General features: G+C 73.8%; 15 protein-coding genes. 9 read left to right on the top strand and 6 right to left on the bottom strand.

What is annotated here, in order from left to right; all coding sequences use genetic code 11:
• The first annotated feature begins 140 nt into the window (after positions 1 to 140).
• The 3 genes from ACFY00_RS29910 to ACFY00_RS29900 all read left to right on the top strand — a co-directional run bounded on the left by ACFY00_RS29910 (position 141) and on the right by ACFY00_RS29900 (position 4,995).
• A complete protein-coding gene (locus ACFY00_RS29910; protein WP_388035047.1) occupies positions 141 to 1,838 on the top strand; it encodes an AAA domain-containing protein in 1,698 nt (565 codons plus the stop codon).
• 207 nt (positions 1,839 to 2,045) lie between these two features.
• A complete protein-coding gene (locus ACFY00_RS29905) occupies positions 2,046 to 4,079 on the top strand; it encodes a thioredoxin domain-containing protein (protein WP_388035044.1) in 2,034 nt (677 codons plus the stop codon).
• Positions 4,080 to 4,143: 64 nt separating this feature from the next.
• The gene (locus ACFY00_RS29900) at positions 4,144 to 4,995 is read left to right on the top strand and encodes a GNAT family N-acetyltransferase (RefSeq protein ID WP_388035042.1); all 852 of its coding nucleotides are present in this window, start codon (positions 4,144 to 4,146) and stop codon (positions 4,993 to 4,995) included.
• A 55-nt stretch (positions 4,996 to 5,050) separates the two neighbouring features.
• Here the strand turns inward: ACFY00_RS29900 and ACFY00_RS29895 are convergent, their stop codons facing one another.
• The gene (locus tag ACFY00_RS29895; protein WP_388035039.1) at positions 5,051 to 5,989 is read right to left on the bottom strand and encodes a hypothetical protein; all 939 of its coding nucleotides are present in this window, start codon (positions 5,987 to 5,989) and stop codon (positions 5,051 to 5,053) included.
• A 264-nt stretch (positions 5,990 to 6,253) separates the two neighbouring features.
• Between ACFY00_RS29895 and ACFY00_RS29890 the strand changes: the two genes are divergently transcribed.
• Together ACFY00_RS29890 and ACFY00_RS29885 are read left to right on the top strand one after the other, a co-directional pair.
• Positions 6,254 to 6,916: a papain-like cysteine protease family protein gene (locus tag ACFY00_RS29890; protein ID WP_388035037.1), complete on the top strand. Its 663-nt coding sequence runs from the start codon at positions 6,254 to 6,256 to the stop codon at positions 6,914 to 6,916.
• 11 nt (positions 6,917 to 6,927) lie between these two features.
• On the top strand, positions 6,928 to 7,773 hold the full coding sequence (locus tag ACFY00_RS29885; RefSeq protein WP_388035035.1) for a hypothetical protein: 846 nt from the start codon (positions 6,928 to 6,930) through the stop codon (positions 7,771 to 7,773).
• 162 nt (positions 7,774 to 7,935) lie between these two features.
• On the opposite strand, the gene ACFY00_RS29880 is transcribed toward ACFY00_RS29885, so the two are convergent.
• On the bottom strand, positions 7,936 to 8,913 hold the full coding sequence (locus ACFY00_RS29880) for a GlxA family transcriptional regulator (RefSeq protein ID WP_388035033.1): 978 nt from the start codon (positions 8,911 to 8,913) through the stop codon (positions 7,936 to 7,938).
• An 83-nt stretch (positions 8,914 to 8,996) separates the two neighbouring features.
• Between ACFY00_RS29880 and ACFY00_RS29875 the strand changes: the two genes are divergently transcribed.
• Complete coding sequence (locus ACFY00_RS29875; protein WP_388035031.1) at positions 8,997 to 9,962, top strand: NADP-dependent oxidoreductase; 966 nt, start codon at positions 8,997 to 8,999, stop codon at positions 9,960 to 9,962.
• Between the two features lie 12 nt (positions 9,963 to 9,974).
• On the opposite strand, the gene ACFY00_RS29870 is transcribed toward ACFY00_RS29875, so the two are convergent.
• Positions 9,975 to 10,634, bottom strand: coding sequence for a TetR family transcriptional regulator (locus ACFY00_RS29870; RefSeq protein ID WP_388035029.1), 660 nt, complete (start codon positions 10,632 to 10,634; stop codon positions 9,975 to 9,977).
• Positions 10,631 to 12,250, bottom strand: coding sequence for an MFS transporter (locus ACFY00_RS29865; protein ID WP_388035026.1), 1,620 nt, complete (start codon positions 12,248 to 12,250; stop codon positions 10,631 to 10,633). The genes ACFY00_RS29870 and ACFY00_RS29865 overlap by 4 nt, the downstream gene beginning before the upstream one ends.
• A 213-nt stretch (positions 12,251 to 12,463) precedes the next feature.
• On the opposite strand from ACFY00_RS29865, the gene ACFY00_RS29860 reads away from it, so the two are divergent.
• Positions 12,464 to 12,733, top strand: coding sequence for a hypothetical protein (locus tag ACFY00_RS29860; RefSeq protein ID WP_388035023.1), 270 nt, complete (start codon positions 12,464 to 12,466; stop codon positions 12,731 to 12,733).
• A gap of 6 nt (positions 12,734 to 12,739) precedes the next feature.
• Here ACFY00_RS29860 and ACFY00_RS29855 read toward each other — a convergent pair whose 3' ends face one another.
• Positions 12,740 to 13,408, bottom strand: coding sequence for a hemolysin III family protein (locus ACFY00_RS29855; protein ID WP_388035020.1), 669 nt, complete (start codon positions 13,406 to 13,408; stop codon positions 12,740 to 12,742).
• Positions 13,409 to 13,672: 264 nt separating this feature from the next.
• Here ACFY00_RS29855 and ACFY00_RS29850 point away from each other — a divergent pair, with 264 nt between their 5' ends.
• Positions 13,673 to 15,502 (top strand): phosphoenolpyruvate carboxykinase (GTP), encoded by a 1,830-nt coding sequence (locus ACFY00_RS29850; protein ID WP_388035018.1) that lies wholly within the window; start codon positions 13,673 to 13,675, stop codon positions 15,500 to 15,502.
• A gap of 90 nt (positions 15,503 to 15,592) precedes the next feature.
• Here ACFY00_RS29850 and ACFY00_RS29845 read toward each other — a convergent pair whose 3' ends face one another.
• Positions 15,593 to 16,807: a pyridoxal phosphate-dependent aminotransferase gene (locus ACFY00_RS29845; protein WP_388035015.1), complete on the bottom strand. Its 1,215-nt coding sequence runs from the start codon at positions 16,805 to 16,807 to the stop codon at positions 15,593 to 15,595.
• A 118-nt stretch (positions 16,808 to 16,925) separates the two neighbouring features.
• On the opposite strand from ACFY00_RS29845, the gene ACFY00_RS29840 reads away from it, so the two are divergent.
• Positions 16,926 to 17,600: a prepilin peptidase gene (locus tag ACFY00_RS29840; protein ID WP_388035012.1), complete on the top strand. Its 675-nt coding sequence runs from the start codon at positions 16,926 to 16,928 to the stop codon at positions 17,598 to 17,600.
• Positions 17,601 to 17,611: the final 11 nt, after the last annotated feature.

The raw sequence follows: 17,611 nt of genomic DNA, 5'->3' as shown, positions 1-17,611 counted from the left end.
TGGGGTGCGGGGGCGTGCCGCGCCCCGCGGGGGGGGGGGGGGGGCCGGCCCCCGCCCCCCCCCCCCCCCCCCCCCGGGCGGCGCGGGGGGGGGGGGGGGGCCCCCCCCCCCCCCCCCCCCGGCTGCGGCTCAACCGGACCGTGGCCGAAGGGCCCTATGACGTTGTCCTGGTCGACGAGGCCGGCGCCGCGCTGCTGCCCGAACTGATCGTCGCGGTCGCCAAGGCCCGGGAGACCGTCGTCCTGTTCGGCGATTTCTGTCAGCTCGGCCCGGTCATGCCCAAGCGCGTGCCGAAGCAACCGGAGCTGGAGCGGTGGATCCGTACGGACTGCTTCGAGCTGGTGGGCATCCGCACGCCCGCCGACGCTTTGGCTCACCCTGGCTGCGCGGCGCTGCTCACCACGCACCGGTTCGGACCCGACACCACCGATCTGGTCAACCGGATCGTCTACGGCGGCATGCTCAGGTCGGCCCGCCCGGTGCGGGACCGGGCTCTCGACCCGGAGATCGTCCTGGTCACGACCGACGGGCTCGGCGAGGAGGACGACGGAATCGCCTCCGCCAGGCGGGTGCCGGGTGAGAAGGGCCGCTGGTGGGTGGCCGGCAGTCTGCTGGCCACCGCGCTGGCCGAGCGCCACCACGATGAGGGCGAGAGCGTCGGTATCGTCACACCGTACAAACTGCAGGCCCAGGTGACGCACGACTGGCTCCACGACCAGGGCCGCCTCTTCCGGACCCCCGAGGTGGAGGTGGGCACCGCGCACCGGTTCCAGGGTCGGGAGTTCGACGTGGTCATCCTGGATCTGGTGGAGGACGGCGTGCTTGCGGGGTGGACTGCTGTCGGCGACTTCAAGGACGCGCGGTCGTACCCGAGGGACGGAGCAAGGCTCTTCAACGTGGGTGCGACACGTGCTCGTCAGCGTGTCTACGTGCTCGCGGCCTGGGACGCCGTCGCCAGAGCGGCGAACGGGACGGTTCTGGCCCAGCTGCGGGACATGGCAAGAGCGGAGCCCGAGGCACTGGTGCGCGGAGTCCGTTCCGATCACCTCCTCGGCCTGCCGGGTGCTGAGTCGCCGGGGTTGAACTCGCTGCAGCAGGAGATCTGGCGGGCCTTCGAAGGCCATGTCCGGTACACCGCCATCCACGACGAGGACACTTACTACCCCGACGCCCTTGACGCCATTGACCAGGCCCGCCACAGCATTTGGCTCTGGTCACCTTGGTACACCAAGCGCATGTGGGAGGTGCTCCCACACCTTCACGACGCGCGCCGCCGCGGTGTGCGGATTCACCTCTTCGTCACCAACGAGAGCGACAGCCTGCTGCAGGGCCAGCTGGCGAAGCCGGACACCGCGGCAGACGCTGCGCGCCGACTTCCGGAACTCAAGGCGGTGGCCGACACAGTGGTGGAGATCAAGGACATGCACCAGAAGATCCTGGTGATCGACGAGCAACTCTGTTTCCTCGGAAGCCTCAACACCTTGTCTCACGCGCCCGGCGGGCAGGGTCGACGCGAGATCATGGTCCCGTTCCGGGGGCGCCGCTTCGCCCGCCACATTCTCGACCACGAGAACGCCGACCTATTGCTCCACCCGCCCGTCTGCCCCGACCACGGAGACCAGGCTGAGCTGCGCAAGTACACGATCCCGTCCAAACAGCGCCCCACAAGGTCACCGCACACGACCAACCATCCGGCCCAGCGCTACTTCGTCTGGGCCTGTCCCACACGCATTGCCGTGACCAAATCCGACGGCACCACCGGCACCGTCGGCTGCGACAGACGCAGGGCTCTGCGCCCGGAGGAGACCGGGTACCTCGGAAAGCAGCCATCGCTGTAGCCGTCAGGATCGTGCTCGCCCTCGGCGGGCTCTGTTGCCGGACACACCGTCCGGGGCTGTGGTTCCCGTCGGATGTCGGTCGGCGGCCTTCTCTCTTCAGGCCTCGGGAAGAAGGCTTGAAGTGTCGGAGCGGATGAGGAGAGCCGATGCCTCGGCGTGTCGGTCAGGGCTGCGCGCTGCGGGCTGACCGGCTGCGATACTGCCCGCATGGTGAACCGCCTGGCCGATGCCACCTCCCCGTACCTGCAGCAGCATGCCGACAATCCCGTGGACTGGTGGGAGTGGTCCCCCGAGGCATTCGCGGAAGCCGAACGGCGCGGCGTCCCCGTCCTGCTCTCCGTCGGCTACGCGGCGTGCCACTGGTGTCACGTGATGGCGCACGAGTCGTTCGAGGACGCGGCGACGGCGGAGTTCCTGAACGGGCGGTTCGTGGCGGTGAAGGTCGACCGGGAGGAGCGGCCGGACGTCGACGCGGTGTACATGGAGGCGGTGCAGGCGGCCACGGGGCAGGGCGGGTGGCCGATGACGGTGTTCCTGACGCCGGGGAAGGAGCCGTTCTACTTCGGGACGTACTTCCCGCCGGAGCCGCGGCACGGGATGCCCTCGTTCCGGCAGGTGCTGGAGGGCGTGGACAAGGCGTGGACGGGGCGGCGCGAGGAGGTGGCGGAGGTCGCGGCGCGGATCGGGCGCGACCTCGCGGAGCGGGCCTCGGTGTACGCGGTGGGCAGCGGGGTCGGGAAGGCGCCGGGCGAGGCCGAACTGCACGCGGCGGTCGTGGAGTTGACGCGGTCGTTCGACGAGCGGCGGGGCGGGTTCGGCGGGGCGCCGAAGTTCCCGCCGTCGATGGTGCTGGAGTTCCTGCTGCGGCACCACGCCCGGACCGGCTCCGCGGCGGCGCTGGAGATGGTGGAGCGCACCTGCGAGGCGATGGCGCGCGGCGGGATCTACGACCAGTTGGGCGGCGGCTTCGCCCGGTACGCGGTGGACGCGACCTGGACGGTCCCGCACTTCGAGAAGATGCTGTACGACAACGCGCTGCTGCTGCGGGTGTACCTGCACCTGTGGCGGGCCACCGGCGAGGAGCGGGCGCGCCGCGTCGCGCTGGAGACCGCCGACTTCCTGCTGCGCGAACTGCGCACCCCTGAGGGCGGTTTCGCCTCCGCGCTGGACGCCGACTCGCCGGACCCGGCGAGCGGGAGGAACGCCGAGGGCGCGTACTACGCGTGGACGCCCGGGCAGTTGCAGGAGGTGCTGGGGGAGGCGGACGCCGCCCTCGCGGTGCAGCTGTTCGACGTCACCGGGACGTTCGAGCACGGCAGTTCGGTGCTGCAGCTGCCGGCCGACCCGCCGGACGGGGAGAAGTACGCGCAGATCCGGGCGAAGCTGTTCGAGGCCCGGGCCGGACGCCCGGCCCCCGCGCGGGACGACAAGGTGGTGGCGGCCTGGAACGGGCTGGCGATCGCCGCCCTCGCCGAGACCGGTGCGCTGCTGGACCGGCCGGACCTGGTCGAGGCCGCCGAACGGGCCGCCGACCTGCTGATCGCCGTCCACCTGACCGCGGACGGGCGGCTGCTGCGCACCTCCCGGGACGGCCGGGCCGGGGCCAACGCCGGAGTGCTGGAGGACTACGCGGACACCGCGGAGGGCTTCCTCGCGCTGTACGCGGTCGGCGGCGAGACCTCCTGGCTGCAACTGGCCGGGGAACTGCTCGACCTGGTGCTGCTGCACTTCACGGACGAGGCCTCGGGCGCGCTGTACGACACCGCGGACGACGCCGAGCAGCTGATCCGCCGCCCGCAGGACCCCACCGACAACGCCACCCCGTCCGGCTGGACCGCCGCCGCCTCGGCCCTGCTGACGTACGCCGCGTACACCGGTTCGGCCCGGCACCGCACCGCCGCCGAGCGGGCGCTCGGCATCGTCTCCACCCTCGGCACCCGCGCCCCCCGGTTCATCGGCTGGGGCCTGGCCGCCGCCGAGGCGCTGCTCGACGGCCCCCGCGAGGTCGCCGTGGTCGGCCCCGCCGCCGACCCGGCCCGGGCCGCGCTGCACCTGGCCGCGCTGCGCTCCACCGCGCCCGGCGCGGTGGTCGCCGTCGGCGAGCCCGGCGACGCCGAGGTGCCGCTGCTGGCCGACCGCCCGCTGCTGGACGGCCGCCCCGCCGCGTACGTGTGCCGGCACTTCGTCTGCGAGCGCCCGACCGCGGACCCGGCGGAACTGGCCGAGCGGCTGCGCGACTGAGGGAGGAGGACGGCCCACCGGATAACCGGTGGTCGCCGCCGCGGCGGGCGGGAGAGGATGCGGCATGGGCTGGACACTCACCACGTCACTGGACGAATTCCGCACCGCCGCCGGGCCGTTCCTGGCGGCCCACCCCGCCGAGAACACCGTGCTGCTCACCATCGTCGACCGCATCGACCGGGACGGCCCGCAGGTCTACGGCGAGGCCCCGCCGCGCTACGGCTGGTGGCGGGAGCCGGACGGCGCCGTCACCGGCGTCACCCTGCGCACCCCGCCGTACGGGCAGCGCCTGGGCCGGATGACCGCCGCCGCGGCCGAGGCGCTGGCCCGCCTCCTCGCGGACGGCGGGCAGCGACCGGACGACGCGGGCGGCGGGCGGGCGGAGGTGTTCGCCTTCGCCCGGGAGCTGGAGCGGCTCACCGGCCGCGGCTGGACCGTCGCGACCAACGAACGGCTGTACCGGCTGGGCGAGTTGACGCCCCCGCCGGCCCCTCCGGCCGGGCGGGCCCGGCTCGCCGCCCCGGCGGAGCGGGAGCTGGTCGCCCGGTGGCTCGCCGCGTTCGCCGCCGAGGCGCAGGTGAACGTCCCCGGTGACCTGCAGGCCGACGCCGACCAGCGGATCGCCGCGGGCACCCTGCTGCTCTGGGAGGCCGAGGACGCCCGCGTCACCTCCCTCGCCGGGGCGAGCCCGGCCGTCGCCGGGATGTCCCGGATCGGCCCGGTCTACACCCCGCCGGAGCTGCGCGGCCGCGGCTACGCGAGCGCCCTGACGGCGGCGGCCTCCGCGCACGCGCGGGCGGGCGGCGCGGCCGAGGTGCTGCTCTACACCGACCTCGCCAACCCCGTCAGCAACGCGATCTACCAGCGCATCGGCTACCTGCCGGTCGGCGACGCGGTGCACGTCGTCTTCGACTGAGCGCGAGGGAAGGGGAGTTGCTTCCGTTCCCGGCGCGGGCCGAGTGGAAGGGGCGTCACTCCCAGTCCCAGCGCAGGCCGAGCAGGCAGGGCGGCAGGTCGGCGGCCACCAGGTGCGCGCAGTGGTGGCCGTCCAGGGTCAACTCCTCGCTCTCCAGCGGGGATTGCCCGGGTGTGCGCTGCGTGAAGCGGTCGCAGCGGACGGGCAGCGCGCCCGGGTCGAAGGTGACCTGCAGGACGTACTGCCCGGCGCCCGCGTTGAAGCCGCGGACGTACTCGTGGCTGGGCCCGGTGGACGGCGCCTCGTCGAAGCCGTAGCCGAGCAGGTGGGTGTCGCCGGTGCGCAGGCGGCGGTCCAGCAGGAGCTCGGCGACCAGCAGGTGCGCGGCCGGGTCGCGGCGGATCCGGCCGGGTCGGCAGTTCTCCTCGGCCCGGACCCGGACGCGTTCGATGTCGCAGCCCGGATCGCCCTGGTAGATGGCCAGGTAGCGGTCGATGCCGTCGCGGTGCGCGCGCAGCACGTGCTGGGAGTCGCGGCGCAGCAGCCGCCGGTCCGCGCCGACCCGGATCCGCTCGATGTGGGTGATGGTGTGCAGCCCGGTGTCGGGCGGCCCGGACAGCACGGCGAGCAGCCCGTCGACCGCCTCGGCCGGGCTGATCAGGTCCCGGTACGGGCGGACCGCCGGGCCCGTCGGGGCGGGCTCGGGGGCGCTGCGGCGCGGGCCCAGCAGCCGGGTCAGCGAGTGCTCCGGCAGCTCCAGCACCTCCTCCAGCACCGCGACGGCGCGCAGCGACTCGGCCCGCTCCGGGCGCCGCAGCCCCTGCTGCCAGTAGCTGAGGCTGGTCACCCCGACCTGCACGCCGCGCTGCGCCAGCCGCTCGCGCAGCCGGTGCAGGGCGAGGCCGCGGGCGGTGATGGCGGCCCGCAGGGCGAGGTGGAACGGCCCGGTGCGCAGGGCGAGGGCCAGGTCGGACGGTGCGGACGGCTGCTGCATGGCCACCTTCTCGATCGACCGTGGACTGACTGCGGATTGACCGTGAATATTCACACCTCCGGGCCGCCCTGTCATCGGCGCGGACGATATCCGCGCTGCCCAGGGCCGCCGCGTTCACACCGCCGCCGGGCCCGTTCACACCCCGACCGCCGTACCGAAAACGGCCGTTGACCTGCGCACCGGCCCGGCCGGATGCTCTTCCCGCGCCGTCCGGACGCGCCGCCCCCACATCCACTCCTCGCCCCTGCCAGGAGGCCAACCCCCATGCCACAGCTCCCGATCCGGCTGCGCCGGACGGTCGCCGCACTCGCCCTGGGCACCCTCGCCCCGGTCCTGGGCGTGGCCGCCGCCGCCCCCGCCCGAGCGGCCGCCGCCCCCACGGCCACGACCGCCGCCGCCGTTCCCGCCGCGGCCCCCGCCGCCGCCCAGGCCCCCGCGCTGGCCGGCACCTCGCGGATCCTCAACCTCACCATGCAGGCCCAGCAGCAGAGCAACTGGTGCTGGGCGGCCAGCGGCAACACCATCGCCACCTACTACGGCTACACCTACAGCCAGAACCAGTTCTGCAACCTGGCGTTCGGCCGCTCCGTCAACTCCACCTGCCCCAACAGCCAGGCCAGCCTGGCCGAGGTGCAGAACGCGCTGTACCGGATCGGCATCAGCACCGGCTCGTACGTCAACGGCTACCTGCGCTACTCCACCGTGCAGACCGAGATCGACGCCGGGCGCCCGGTCGAGACCCGGATCCAGTGGAGCTCCGGCGGCGGCCACATGAACGTCCTGTACGGCTACGACGTCACCAGCGACTGGCTGTACTGGGGCGACCCGTGGCCGTCCAACTACCGCTACAACTGGGGCGACTACAACTACTACGTGAGCAACGGGTCCTTCTCCTGGACCCACTCCCTGTACCGGATCGGCGCGTGAGGAGACCCGCCATGAGCAACCACCGCGTCCACGCCACCCGCACCGCGACCGCCCTCGCGGCCGTCGCCCTCGCCGCCGTCGCCCTCGCCGCCGTCGCCCTCGCCCCGGCGGCGCACGCCGCCGACACCCCCGCCGCGCTCGGCTCCGGCGAGCTCGCCGCCGCCCGCAGCGCGACCCAACAGCCCGCCGTGCTGCACCAGTTGGGACACTTCTTCGCCCGCAGGGGAGTGCCGCCCACCCAGCGGCTCGGGATCAGCGCGGCCGAGGAGGCGAAGGCCGCGACCGCGGCCGCACCCCGCCTCACCGGCGACACCGTGCCCGTCTACACCCTCTCCGCGGCCTTCGTCGCCGGACGGGCCGGAACCCCGGTCGCCGAGGTCGAGTTCACCGCGACCACCGCCGTCGCCGCGGACGGGCAGCGCGCCTCGGTCTGGACCGCCCGGCAGGGCGGCGGCTGGCGGGTCGTCAACATCGCCTCCGGCGGTGACGAAGCCGACTACGCGGCCCGGGCCGCGGCGGACGGCGGCACCGCCTTCCGCGAGCCGCAGATCGACGCCTGGTACGAGGTCAAGGGCGGCCGCGTCCTGCCGCTCGACGAGGACGCCCGCCGCTCGGTCGGCGACCGCGGCACCACCGTCGCCGCGTACCAGCAGCTCGTCCACCAGCGCTACGGGGACAAGCTGCCCGGCTCCGCGTACGACGCCTCCGGCAAGGCGGGCGGCTTCCAGGCGGCGGCCCCGGCGGGGGCGGACCGCGACGGGGGGCGGGTGCTCGCCGCGGGCGGTGCGATCGGGGTGACCGCGCTGGCCGGGGCGGTGGTCGGGGCGCGGCGGCGCAAGGCTCGCATCGCGTACTAGCGCCGAACCGGGAGCCCGGGGCTGCCGCAGGTCCGGGGACGGGCTTGCGGTGGTCCCGGGCTCCCGGTTCGGCCCGAAGCAGCACGGACTCTCCGATGGGCTCCGGCCGCCAGCAGCTCGGAGCCGCCGTTCCCCGGGCCCCTGATGGGGCCTCCGACAGGGTCAGGAGGTGGCGCCCGCGAAGGTGCGGCGGTAGGCGAGGGGGGAGACGCCGATCGCGGAGTGCAGGTGCTGGCGGAGCGAGACGGGGTTGGCGAAGCCGACGCGGGCGGCGATCCGGTCGATGCTGAGGTCGGTGGCTTCGAGCAGGTGGCGGGCCAGTTCGACGCGCTGCTGGGTGAGCCAGCGGCCGGGGCTCTGGCCGGTCTCCTCCTGGAAGCGGCGGGCGAAGGTGCGGGTGCTCATGTTCGCGTGGGCGGCGAGTTCGGCGAGGCTGAGCGGCTGGTGGAGCCGGGTGAGGGCCCACTCGCGGGTGGGGGCGGTGCCGGTGCTGCCGGCGCTGGGCACGGGCTGCTGGATGTACTGGGCCTGGCCGCCGTCGCGCCAGGGCGGGACGACGCAGACCCGGGCGGCGTGGTTGGCGGCGGCGGTGCCGTGGTCGCCGCGCAGGACGTGCAGGAAGAGGTCGACCCCGGCGGCCGCGCCCGCGGAGGTGAGGACGTCGCCGTCGTCGACGAACAGCACGTCGGGGTCGAGCCGGACGCGCGGGAAGAGGGCGCGGAACTGTTCGGCGAGGGCCCAGTGGGTGGTGGCGGGGCGGTCGTCGAGGAGCCCGGCGGCGGCGAGCACGAAGGCGCCGGTGCAGATGGAGATCAGCCGGGTGCCGGGCCGGACCAGGGCGAGCGCGGCGGTGACGGCGGGGTCGGGTTCGGGGCTGGTCGGGACGGGTCCGAACGGCGGGATCACCACGGTGTCGGCGTCGGCGAGGACCTCCGGCCCGTGGTCGGGGGTGACGGCGAAGTCGGCGTCGGTCCGGACGGGTCGGCCGTCGACGGTGCAGGTGACCAGCTCGTAGCGGTCGGCGAAGCTGCCGAACACCCTTCGGGGGATGCCGAGTTCGAACGGGTAGACCCCGTCGAGGGCGAGCACCGCGACCCGGTGCGGGGCAGGTGAGGGGGCGGACGGTGACGCGGGGGCCATGGCGGACCTCCTGGCAGGATCCCATCGGACGGTGTCCATCTTGCCACTCACGGCGGCCCGCCCGCACCGGCCAGGCTGGGCACATGACGAACGACACGACCAACCGGACGCCCACCATGCGCGCGATCAGCCAGGACGTCCTCGGGGGCCCCGAGGTGCTGCACCTTGTGGAGCGGCCCCGCCCGGTGCCGGGCCCGAGCCAGGTACTGGTCCGGGTGCGCGCCGCCGGCCTGAACCCGACCGACTGGAAGCACCGGGCCGCGGGCCTCTTCCTCGGCGAACCGCCGTTCGTGCTGGGCTGGGACGTGGCGGGCACCGTGGAGGCGGTCGGCCTGGGCGTCACGCTGTTCGCCCCGGGCGACGAGGTGTTCGGCATGCTGCCCTACCCGTACGGGGTCGGCTCGCACGCCGAGTACGCGGTCGGCCCGGCCCGGGCGTTCGTCCGCCGCCCCGCCTCGCTGGACGTGGTGCAGGCGGGCGCGCTGCCGCTGGCCGCGCTGACGGCCTGGCAGGCGCTGGCGGACACCGCGCAGGTCCGGGCCGGGGACCGGGTGCTCGTGCACGCCGCGGCCGGCGGGGTCGGGCACCTGGCGGTGCAGATCGCCAAGGCTCGCGGCGCGTACGTGATCGGGACGGCCAGCGCGGCCAAGCACGACTTCCTGCGCCGGATCGGGGTGGACGAGCCGGTCGACTACCGGGCGGTCGACTTCGCCGAGGCGGTGCGCGACGTGGACGTGGTGCTGGACACCATCGGCGGCGAGTACCAGCTGCGCTCGCTGCGCACGCTGCGCCGGGGCGGGCTGCTGGTGTCGATCCTGCCGTTCCCGGTCGAGGGCCTGGCCGAGGAGGCGGAGCGGCTCGGGGTGCGCACCGCGATGCTGCTGGTGGAGGCCGACCACGCGGGCATGACCGCGGTCGCCGACCTCGCGGAGCGCGGCCTGCTGCGGGCCGAGATCGCCGGGACGTTCCCGCTGGCGGAGGCCGCGAAGGCGCACGAGGTGGGCGACGGCGGCCGGGTGGCGGGCAAGCTGGTGCTGCTGGGCGACTGAGCCGCCGGGGCGTCAGTGCGCGGCGAGCCCCTGGAGGTGCTCCAGGGCGAGGTCGAGCAGGTCGGCGAGGTCGTCCCGGCCGCCCCGGTCGGCCCAGTACAGCGAGGTCTCGGTGAGCGCGGCGGAGATCGCGGCGGCGGTGATCCGCAGTTCGAGGGTGGGGGCGTCCAGGCCGGCCCGTTCGGTGAGCAGGTCGAGCAGCATGCCGCGCGGCTGGCCGGCGCCCTCCAGCATCCGGGCCCGGACGGAGGGCACGGAGGCGGCCAGCCGCATCCGCTCGTACAGCTCGACGCGCTCCTGCTCGCTGAGCATCCGGCGGACCAGTCCGACCAGCACCGCGCGGGCGGAGGTCAGGAAGGGCTCGCCCGCCGGGCGGGCCCGGATCGCCTCGGCCATCAGCGGGTCGTACTCGTCGGTGAGCAGCAGGTCCTCCTTGGCCGGGAAGTACCGGAAGAAGGTGGACGGGGAGACCTCCGCCGCGGCCGCGATCTGGTCGACGGTGGTGGCCTCCCAGCCCTGTTCGGCGAAGAGCCGCATGGCCTCCCGGCGCAGGGTCTGACGGGTCTTCAGCTTCTTGCGCTCGCGCAGCGACAGCGGGGCCCCGGCGAGCTCCTCCAGCGAGCCGGGGGAGGGGTCGGACGGGCGGGGCCGGGCGCTGCGCGGGGTGGTCATGCCGACGATTCTCCGGGATCGCCCGCCGCCGCGACCACCGGCCGCACCGGACCGCCGGGCGTCGGCGCGGTGGGCTCCGGTGCGGCGGGCACCGGCCCGGGGCCCGGGCCGGGTGCGGCGGCCGGGTCGGTGCCGGGCATCCGGGCCGCGACCAGGACGGCGGAGAGCAGCGCCAGCACCCCGGCGACCAGCATCACCAGCGTCATGCCGTGCAGGTAGGCGCCGTGCGCGGACGCGGCCAGCGCCGGGTCGCCGATCCGCTCGGCGACCGCGTCGGCGGCGGTGACCGAGCCGCGGGCCGACCGCGCGGCGGGCCCGGGCAGGCCGTCGGTGTCGAGCCGGTCGCGGTACCCGGCGGCGAGCAGGGCGCCGAAGACCGCGACGCCGACCGCGCCGCCGACCTGGCGGAGGGTCTGGACCAGGCCGGAGCCGACCCCGGCCTTGGCGGCGGGCAGCAGGAGCAGCGCGGAGGCGGTCGCGGTGATCAGCACCAGGCCGAGCCCGGCGCCGAACAGCGGCAGCCACAGCGCCGTCCAGCCGTAGCCGTCCCCGGGGGCGGTGCGGCTGCCGAGCAGCAGGGCGAGGCCGGTGAGCACCAGCCCGGCGCCGATCACCCCGCGCGGGGCGAAGCGGCGCACCAGCCGTTCGCCGGTCCGGGAGGCGACCAGCAGGCCCCCCATCATCGGCATCAGGCGCAGCCCGCTGCCGAGCGCGTCGGTGCCCAGCACGCTCTGGAAGTAGGCGGGCAGCACGAAGAAGCCGCCGAGCAGGACGACCGAGACCAGGGTGACCGCGACGGCGCACCAGCGGAACACCGGTTCGGCCAGCAGTCGGAGGTCCAGCATCGGGTGCTCCCGGTGGCGGCTGCGCCGCACCAGCCAGGTCAGCGCGAGCAGCGCCCCGGCCAGCGCGCCGAGCACCCGGGCGTCGGCCCAGCCGAGGTCGCCGCCCTCGATGACGCCCCAGGTCAGGGCGGACAGGCCGCCGGTGGCGAGCAGCGCGGCGAGCGGGTCGAGCCGGGGCGCGGCCGGGTCGGCGGACTCGGGGAGCAGCAGCAGGCAGGCGACGGTGCCGAGCAGCACCAGCGGGACGTTGACCAGGAAGATCGACCCCCACCAGTAGTGGCGCAGCAGCAGCCCGCCGACGATCGGGCCGAGCGGGACGCCGATCGCGGTCATGGTGGTCAGCAGGGCGGTGGCGCGGCGCTGTTCGGCGGGCGGGAAGACGGCGGGGACGACCGCCATCGACATCGGCATCACGAACGCGGCGGCCAGGCCCATCACCGTCCGGGCGGCGATCAGCGACCCGGGGCCGGAGGCGAGCGTGCCGAGCAGCGAGGCCGCGCCGAACAGGGCGAGCCCGAGCACCAGGGTGCGGCGGCGGCCGAACCGGTCGCCGAGCAGTCCGGCGGGCAGCAGGGCGGCGGCGAACACCACCGTGTAGGCGTCGACGATCCACTGCTGCTGTCCGGTGCCGACCTCCAACTGCCGGGCCAGGTCGGGCAGGGCGACGTTCAGCACGGTGGTGTCGAAGCCGATGACGAGCACGCTGAGCGCGACCGCCACCAGGGCGATCCAGCGACGCGGGCTGGGCGGCGGTGCCTGGGGCGCGGACATGCGGAGCCTCCATCCGGTAGTTTCTCTCAAATGAGAGTAACTATCAAAAGATGGCCACCGTCAAGCGAAGAGCGCCCTGCGGGATCCCCGCCTCTGTTGTTGATCCGCTGTTGATCCCCCGTTCTCCCGCGGAGCGCGCTGAACATGTCACCGTAGGTGAGGAGTTCCCTGACGGCGTGTCAGGAGACCGGTCGGCCGGCGGGAGGTTTGCCGATGGAGTACGGTGCGGCGCGGTTCTGGAGCGGCGTGGTCGGTGTGCTGGCCGCGCTGGCCGTCATCGCCGGGTACCTGGTCGGCGGTGCCCGGCTGGTCTGGGTGGTCTCCGCGGTCGAGGTGCTGGCGGTGATGGCGTGGGTCGGCCACCGCTTCCGGGGGCGGGCCCACCAGCGCGCGGCAGGCGAAGGGCCCGACGCGGCGCACTGCGAGCGCTGCCGTCGGGCCCGGGAGCGGCTGGAGGCCAAGGTCCAGCCGGTTCGTCACTGAGGGGGTTCAGGCGGTGGCGGCGTACGCCACCAGCGAGACCCCCACGTACTGCACGATGAACGCGCCCAGGGTGAGGGCGTGGAAGACCTCGTGGAAGCCGAACCAGCGCGGTGACGGGTTCGGGCGCTTGAGGCCGTAGACCACGCCGCCGACGGTGTAGAGCACGCCGCCGACGACGATCAGCGTCACCACGGCGGCGCCGCCCCTGTGCAGGAAGTCCGGCAGGAAGAACACCGCCGCCCAGCCGAGGGCGACGTAGCACGGGGTGTAGAGCCAGCGCGGTGCGCCGACCCAGAACACCCGGAAGGCGATCCCGGCCAGCGCTCCGCCCCACACCAGCCACAGCAGCACCTGCTGCCGCGCGCCGTCCAGCAGCAGGATGGTGAACGGGGTGTAGGACCCGGCGATGATCAGGAAGATGTTGGCGTGGTCGAGCCGGCGCAGCACCGCCTCGCCGCGCGGGCCCCAGGTGAAGCGGTGGTACACCGCGCTCACCCCGAACAGCATCCAGGCGCTCACCGAGTAGACGACGCAGGCGATCCGCGCCGCCGTCGAGTCGGCCAGGCAGATCAACACGATTCCGGCGGCCAGGGCGGCCGGGAACATCCCGGCGTGCAGCCAGCCGCGCCACTTGGGCTTCACGAGCTCCAGCGCTTCCGCGGTCATGGGCAGCATCTTACGGAACCGTAGGTTACTGGCGCGTAAGGAAGTGGTCCTCCTCACTCTTGTACGTCACGTACAAGTCCCTCGGCGTGATCAAGGTCTCTTCGGGGCATGCGTGGAGCGTCACGGGGCCACCGAATCGGACACTCTGGAGTAAAAATCTCGTCAATGACGCCAATTGGCAGAAGAACCAGTGCCGAACCGGGTCTACCGTGTAACCACCCTCAACCCCAGCGAAGCCGTCTCCTGGCCGAGATGGTGTGAAACGGAGCGATCGTGCCGCCTCAGATCTCTGCGCTCGCCGAGTCCGCGCCCACCCGCCACCAGCGCCTGGTGGACTGGGTCAACGAGATTGCCGACCTGACCCAGCCGGACCGCGTCGTCTGGTGCGACGGCTCGGAGGAGGAGTACCACCGCCTCGCCGAGCAGCTCGTCGCCCAGGGCACCTTCACCAAGCTCGACGAGACCAAGCGCCCGAACTCCTACTACGCGGCCTCCGACCCGTCCGACGTGGCCCGCGTCGAGGACCGCACCTTCATCTGCTCCGAGCGCGAGCAGGACGCCGGACCGACCAACCACTGGAAGGCCCCCGCCGAGATGCGCGAGGTCTTCCAGGGCGAGGACGGCCTGTTCCGCGGCGCGATGCGCGGCCGCACCATGTACGTGGTGCCGTTCTCGATGGGTCCGGTCGGCTCCCCGCTGGCCGCGTACGGCGTCGAGGTCACCGACTCCGCGTACGTCGCCGTCTCGATGCGCGTGATGACCCGGATGGGACAGGCCGTGCTCGACCAGCTCGGCGAGGACGGCGAGTTCGTCAAGGCCGTGCACACCGTCGGCGCCCCGCTCGCCGAGGGCCAGGACGACGTGCCGTGGCCGTGCAACAGCACCAAGTACATCTCGCACTTCCCGGAGACCCGGGAGATCTGGTCCTACGGCTCCGGTTACGGCGGCAACGCCCTGCTCGGCAAGAAGTGCTACGCGCTGCGGATCGCCTCCACCATGGCCCGCGACGAGGGCTGGCTGGCCGAGCACATGCTGATCCTCAAGCTCACCCCGCCCTCCGGCGAGGTCAAGTACGTGGCCGCCGCGTTCCCGTCCGCCTGCGGCAAGACCAACCTGGCGATGCTCCAGCCGACCATCCCCGGCTGGAAGGTCGAGACCATCGGCGACGACATCGCCTGGATGCGGTTCGGCGCCGACGGCCGGCTCTACGCGATCAACCCGGAGGCGGGCTTCTTCGGCGTCGCCCCCGGCACCGGCGAGGACACCAACGCCAACGCGATCAGGACCCTCTGGGGCAACACCGTCTTCACCAACGTCGCGCTCACCGACGACGGCGACGTGTGGTGGGAGGGCCTGACCGAGGAGCCGCCCGCGCACCTCACCGACTGGCGCGGCAACGACTGGACGCCCGCGTCCGGCACCCCCGCCGCCCACCCGAACGCGCGCTTCGCCGTCCCCGCCGCGCAGTGCCCGACCATCGCCGCGGAGTGGGAGGACCCGGCGGGCGTGCCGATCTCGGCGATCCTGTTCGGTGGCCGCCGGGCCACCGCCGTCCCGCTGGTCACCGAGTCCTTCGACTGGCAGCACGGCGTCTTCCTCGGTGCCAACATCGCCTCCGAGAAGACCGCCGCCGCCGAGGGCACCGTCGGCGAGCTGCGCCGCGACCCGTTCGCGATGCTGCCGTTCTGCGGCTACAACATGGGCGACTACTTCGCGCACTGGCTGAAGGTCGGCGCCGCGGCGGACGCGGAGAAGCTGCCGAAGATCTACTACGTCAACTGGTTCCGGAAGAACGCCGACGGCCAGTTCGTGTGGCCCGGCTACGGCGAGAACAGCCGCGTCCTGAAGTGGATCGTCGAGCGCCTGGAGGGCACCGCGGCGGGCGTCGAGACGCCGATCGGCGTGCTGCCCGAGGTCGACGGCTTCGACCTGGACGGGCTGGAGCTCTCCGAGGCCGACCGGGAGCTGCTGTTCACGGTCGACAAGGAGATCTGGAAGCAGGAGGCCGCGCTCGTCCCGGCCCACCTGGAGCTGTTCGGCGAGCACACTCCGAGCGAGCTGTGGGACGAGTACCGGGCGCTGGTCAAGCGGCTCGGCGACTGACCCCCGCCCAGGCCGGTGGAAGCCCGGCGAAACGTTCGCCCCGCACCCCGGGAGGGGTGCGGGGCGGCGTCGTGCGGGGCGGCCGGGCCGCTACGGCTGGGCGTACCCGGACAGGAAGTCGCCGATCCGGGTGACCGCGTCCGTGATGTCCTCCGGGTGCGGCAGGGTGACCAGCCGGAAGTGGTCCGGGTCGGGCCAGTTGAAGCCGGTGCCCTGGACGATCAGGATCCGCTGGGCGCGCAGCAGGTCCAGGACCATCTGCGCGTCGTCCTTGATCTTGTAGACCTGCGGGTCCAGCCGCGGGAAGGCGTACAGCGCGCCCTTGGGCTTGACGCAGGAGACGCCGGGGATCTCGTTCAGCAGCCGGTACGCGGCGTCCCGGGAGGCGAGCAGCCGACCGCCGGGCAGCACGAGGTCCCGGATGGACTGCCGTCCGCCGAGCGCCGCGGCCACCGCGTGCTGGGCGGGCATGTTGGCGCACAGCCGCATCGAGGCGAGCACGTTGAGGCCCTCGATGTAGGAGCGGGCCCGGTGCCGGTCGCCGGAGAGCACCATCCAGCCGGAGCGGAAGCCCGCCACCCGGTAGGACTTGGACATGCCGTTGAAGGTCACGCAGAACAGGTCGGGCGCCAGGGTGGCCAGCGGGGTGTGCTCCACCCCGTCGTAGAGGATCTTGTCGTAGATCTCGTCCGCGTAGACCACCAGTTTGTGCCGGCGGGCGAGTTCGACCAGGCCCTCCAGCAGCTCCTTCGGGTAGACCGCGCCGGTCGGGTTGTTCGGGTTGATCACCACGATCGCCCGGGTGCGGTCGGTGATCTTCGCCGCGATGTCCGCCAGGTCCGGGTACCACTCGGCCTGCTCGTCGCAGCGGTAGTGCACCGCGGTGCCGCCGGCCAGCGAGACCGAGGCCGTCCACAGCGGGTAGTCGGGCGCCGGGACGAGCACCTCGTCGCCGTCGTCGAGCAGGGCGGTCATGGCGAGCTGGATCAACTCGGAGACGCCGTTGCCGAGGTACACGTCGTCGACGGTCAGGCCGTGCAGACCGCGCTCCTCGTAGTGCATGACCACGGCGCGGCGCGCCGAGAGCAGGCCCTTCGAATCGCCGTAGCCGTGCGCGGAGTTGAGGTTGCGGAGGATGTCCTGGAGGATCTCTGGCGGCGCCTCGAAGCCGAACGCGGCGGGGTTGCCGGTGTTGAGCTTCAGGATGCGGTGGCCCTGGTCCTCCAGCCGCATCGCCTCGTCGAGCACCGGGCCGCGGATGTCGTAGCAGACATTGGCGAGCTTGCTGGACTGGATGACCTGCATACCCGCCTACTTTACGGGCGCGTTACGCCGATCACCGAGTGCTGTTCGCCACCTGGACACGGACGGGCGAACGGCCCCGGACGGTAGGGTCGCGGCGGACCGTCAGGGGAGGGGCCGGATGCTCGCAGCAGTGGTCGGAGCCGCACTCGGGCTGTGCGCGGGGGTGCCGCTGCGGGCGGCCGCCACCAGGTACGCGGTGCCGCCCGGCGAACCCTGGCGCACCTGCCTGCCCACCCCGTACGGCCGCTGCCCGCGGCACGGCGAGCCGCGGGTCGGCCCGCCGCCGCTGACCGTCGAGGCCGTCGCCGCCGCGCTCGGTGCGGTGCTGGCCGCCTGGGCGCCGGGCCGCTGGCTGCCGCCGCTGGTCTGGCTGGCCCTGTTCGGCACCGTGCTGGGCTTCGTGGACGCCGCGGTCAAGCGGCTGCCGGACGCGCTGACCCTGCCGCTGTTCCTCGGCACCGCCGTGCTGGTCCCGCTCACCGACCACGACCCGGCGGTGTGGCTGCGCTGCGCGCTGGCCGCGGGCGCCCTCGGCCTCCTCTACCTGCTGATGGCGCTGCTGGCCCCGATGGGCCTGGGCGACGCCAAGCTGGCGCCGAGCCTGGGCGCGGCCCTCGGGCTGGCGGGCTGGCGGGCGGTGTACGCGGGCCTCCTCTACACCTGGCTGCTCGCCGCCCTGTGGGCGGTGGCGCTGCTGGTCCTGCGCCGGGCGGGCCGCCGCAGCGAGCTGGCGCTCGGCCCGGCGATGCTGCTGGGCACCCTGGTGGCGGTGCTGGCGGCGGTCGGCGGCTGACCGCTCGCAGT

The sequence above is a fragment of the Kitasatospora sp. NPDC001540 genome (assembly GCF_042894345.1).
Classification (GTDB): domain Bacteria; phylum Actinomycetota; class Actinomycetes; order Streptomycetales; family Streptomycetaceae; genus Kitasatospora; species Kitasatospora phosalacinea_C.
This window is presented reverse-complemented; position numbering and strand designations above follow the sequence as displayed.

What these genes read in the sequence shown, in the direction of transcription:
- ACFY00_RS29905 (WP_388035044.1), top strand. Translation starts at nt 2,046, where the DNA reads ATGGTGAACCGCCTGGCCGATGCCACCTCCCCGTACCTGCAGCAGCAT.
- ACFY00_RS29900 (WP_388035042.1), top strand. Translation starts at nt 4,144, where the DNA reads ATGGGCTGGACACTCACCACGTCACTGGACGAATTCCGCACCGCCGCC.
- ACFY00_RS29895 (WP_388035039.1), bottom strand. Translation starts at nt 5,989, where the DNA reads ATGCAGCAGCCGTCCGCACCGTCCGACCTGGCCCTCGCCCTGCGCACC.
- ACFY00_RS29890 (WP_388035037.1), top strand. Translation starts at nt 6,254, where the DNA reads ATGCCACAGCTCCCGATCCGGCTGCGCCGGACGGTCGCCGCACTCGCC.
- ACFY00_RS29885 (WP_388035035.1), top strand. Translation starts at nt 6,928, where the DNA reads ATGAGCAACCACCGCGTCCACGCCACCCGCACCGCGACCGCCCTCGCG.
- ACFY00_RS29880 (WP_388035033.1), bottom strand. Translation starts at nt 8,913, where the DNA reads ATGGCCCCCGCGTCACCGTCCGCCCCCTCACCTGCCCCGCACCGGGTC.
- ACFY00_RS29875 (WP_388035031.1), top strand. Translation starts at nt 8,997, where the DNA reads ATGACGAACGACACGACCAACCGGACGCCCACCATGCGCGCGATCAGC.
- ACFY00_RS29870 (WP_388035029.1), bottom strand. Translation starts at nt 10,634, where the DNA reads ATGACCACCCCGCGCAGCGCCCGGCCCCGCCCGTCCGACCCCTCCCCC.
- ACFY00_RS29865 (WP_388035026.1), bottom strand. Translation starts at nt 12,250, where the DNA reads ATGTCCGCGCCCCAGGCACCGCCGCCCAGCCCGCGTCGCTGGATCGCC.
- ACFY00_RS29860 (WP_388035023.1), top strand. Translation starts at nt 12,464, where the DNA reads ATGGAGTACGGTGCGGCGCGGTTCTGGAGCGGCGTGGTCGGTGTGCTG.
- ACFY00_RS29855 (WP_388035020.1), bottom strand. Translation starts at nt 13,408, where the DNA reads ATGCTGCCCATGACCGCGGAAGCGCTGGAGCTCGTGAAGCCCAAGTGG.
- ACFY00_RS29845 (WP_388035015.1), bottom strand. Translation starts at nt 16,807, where the DNA reads ATGCAGGTCATCCAGTCCAGCAAGCTCGCCAATGTCTGCTACGACATC.
- ACFY00_RS29840 (WP_388035012.1), top strand. Translation starts at nt 16,926, where the DNA reads ATGCTCGCAGCAGTGGTCGGAGCCGCACTCGGGCTGTGCGCGGGGGTG.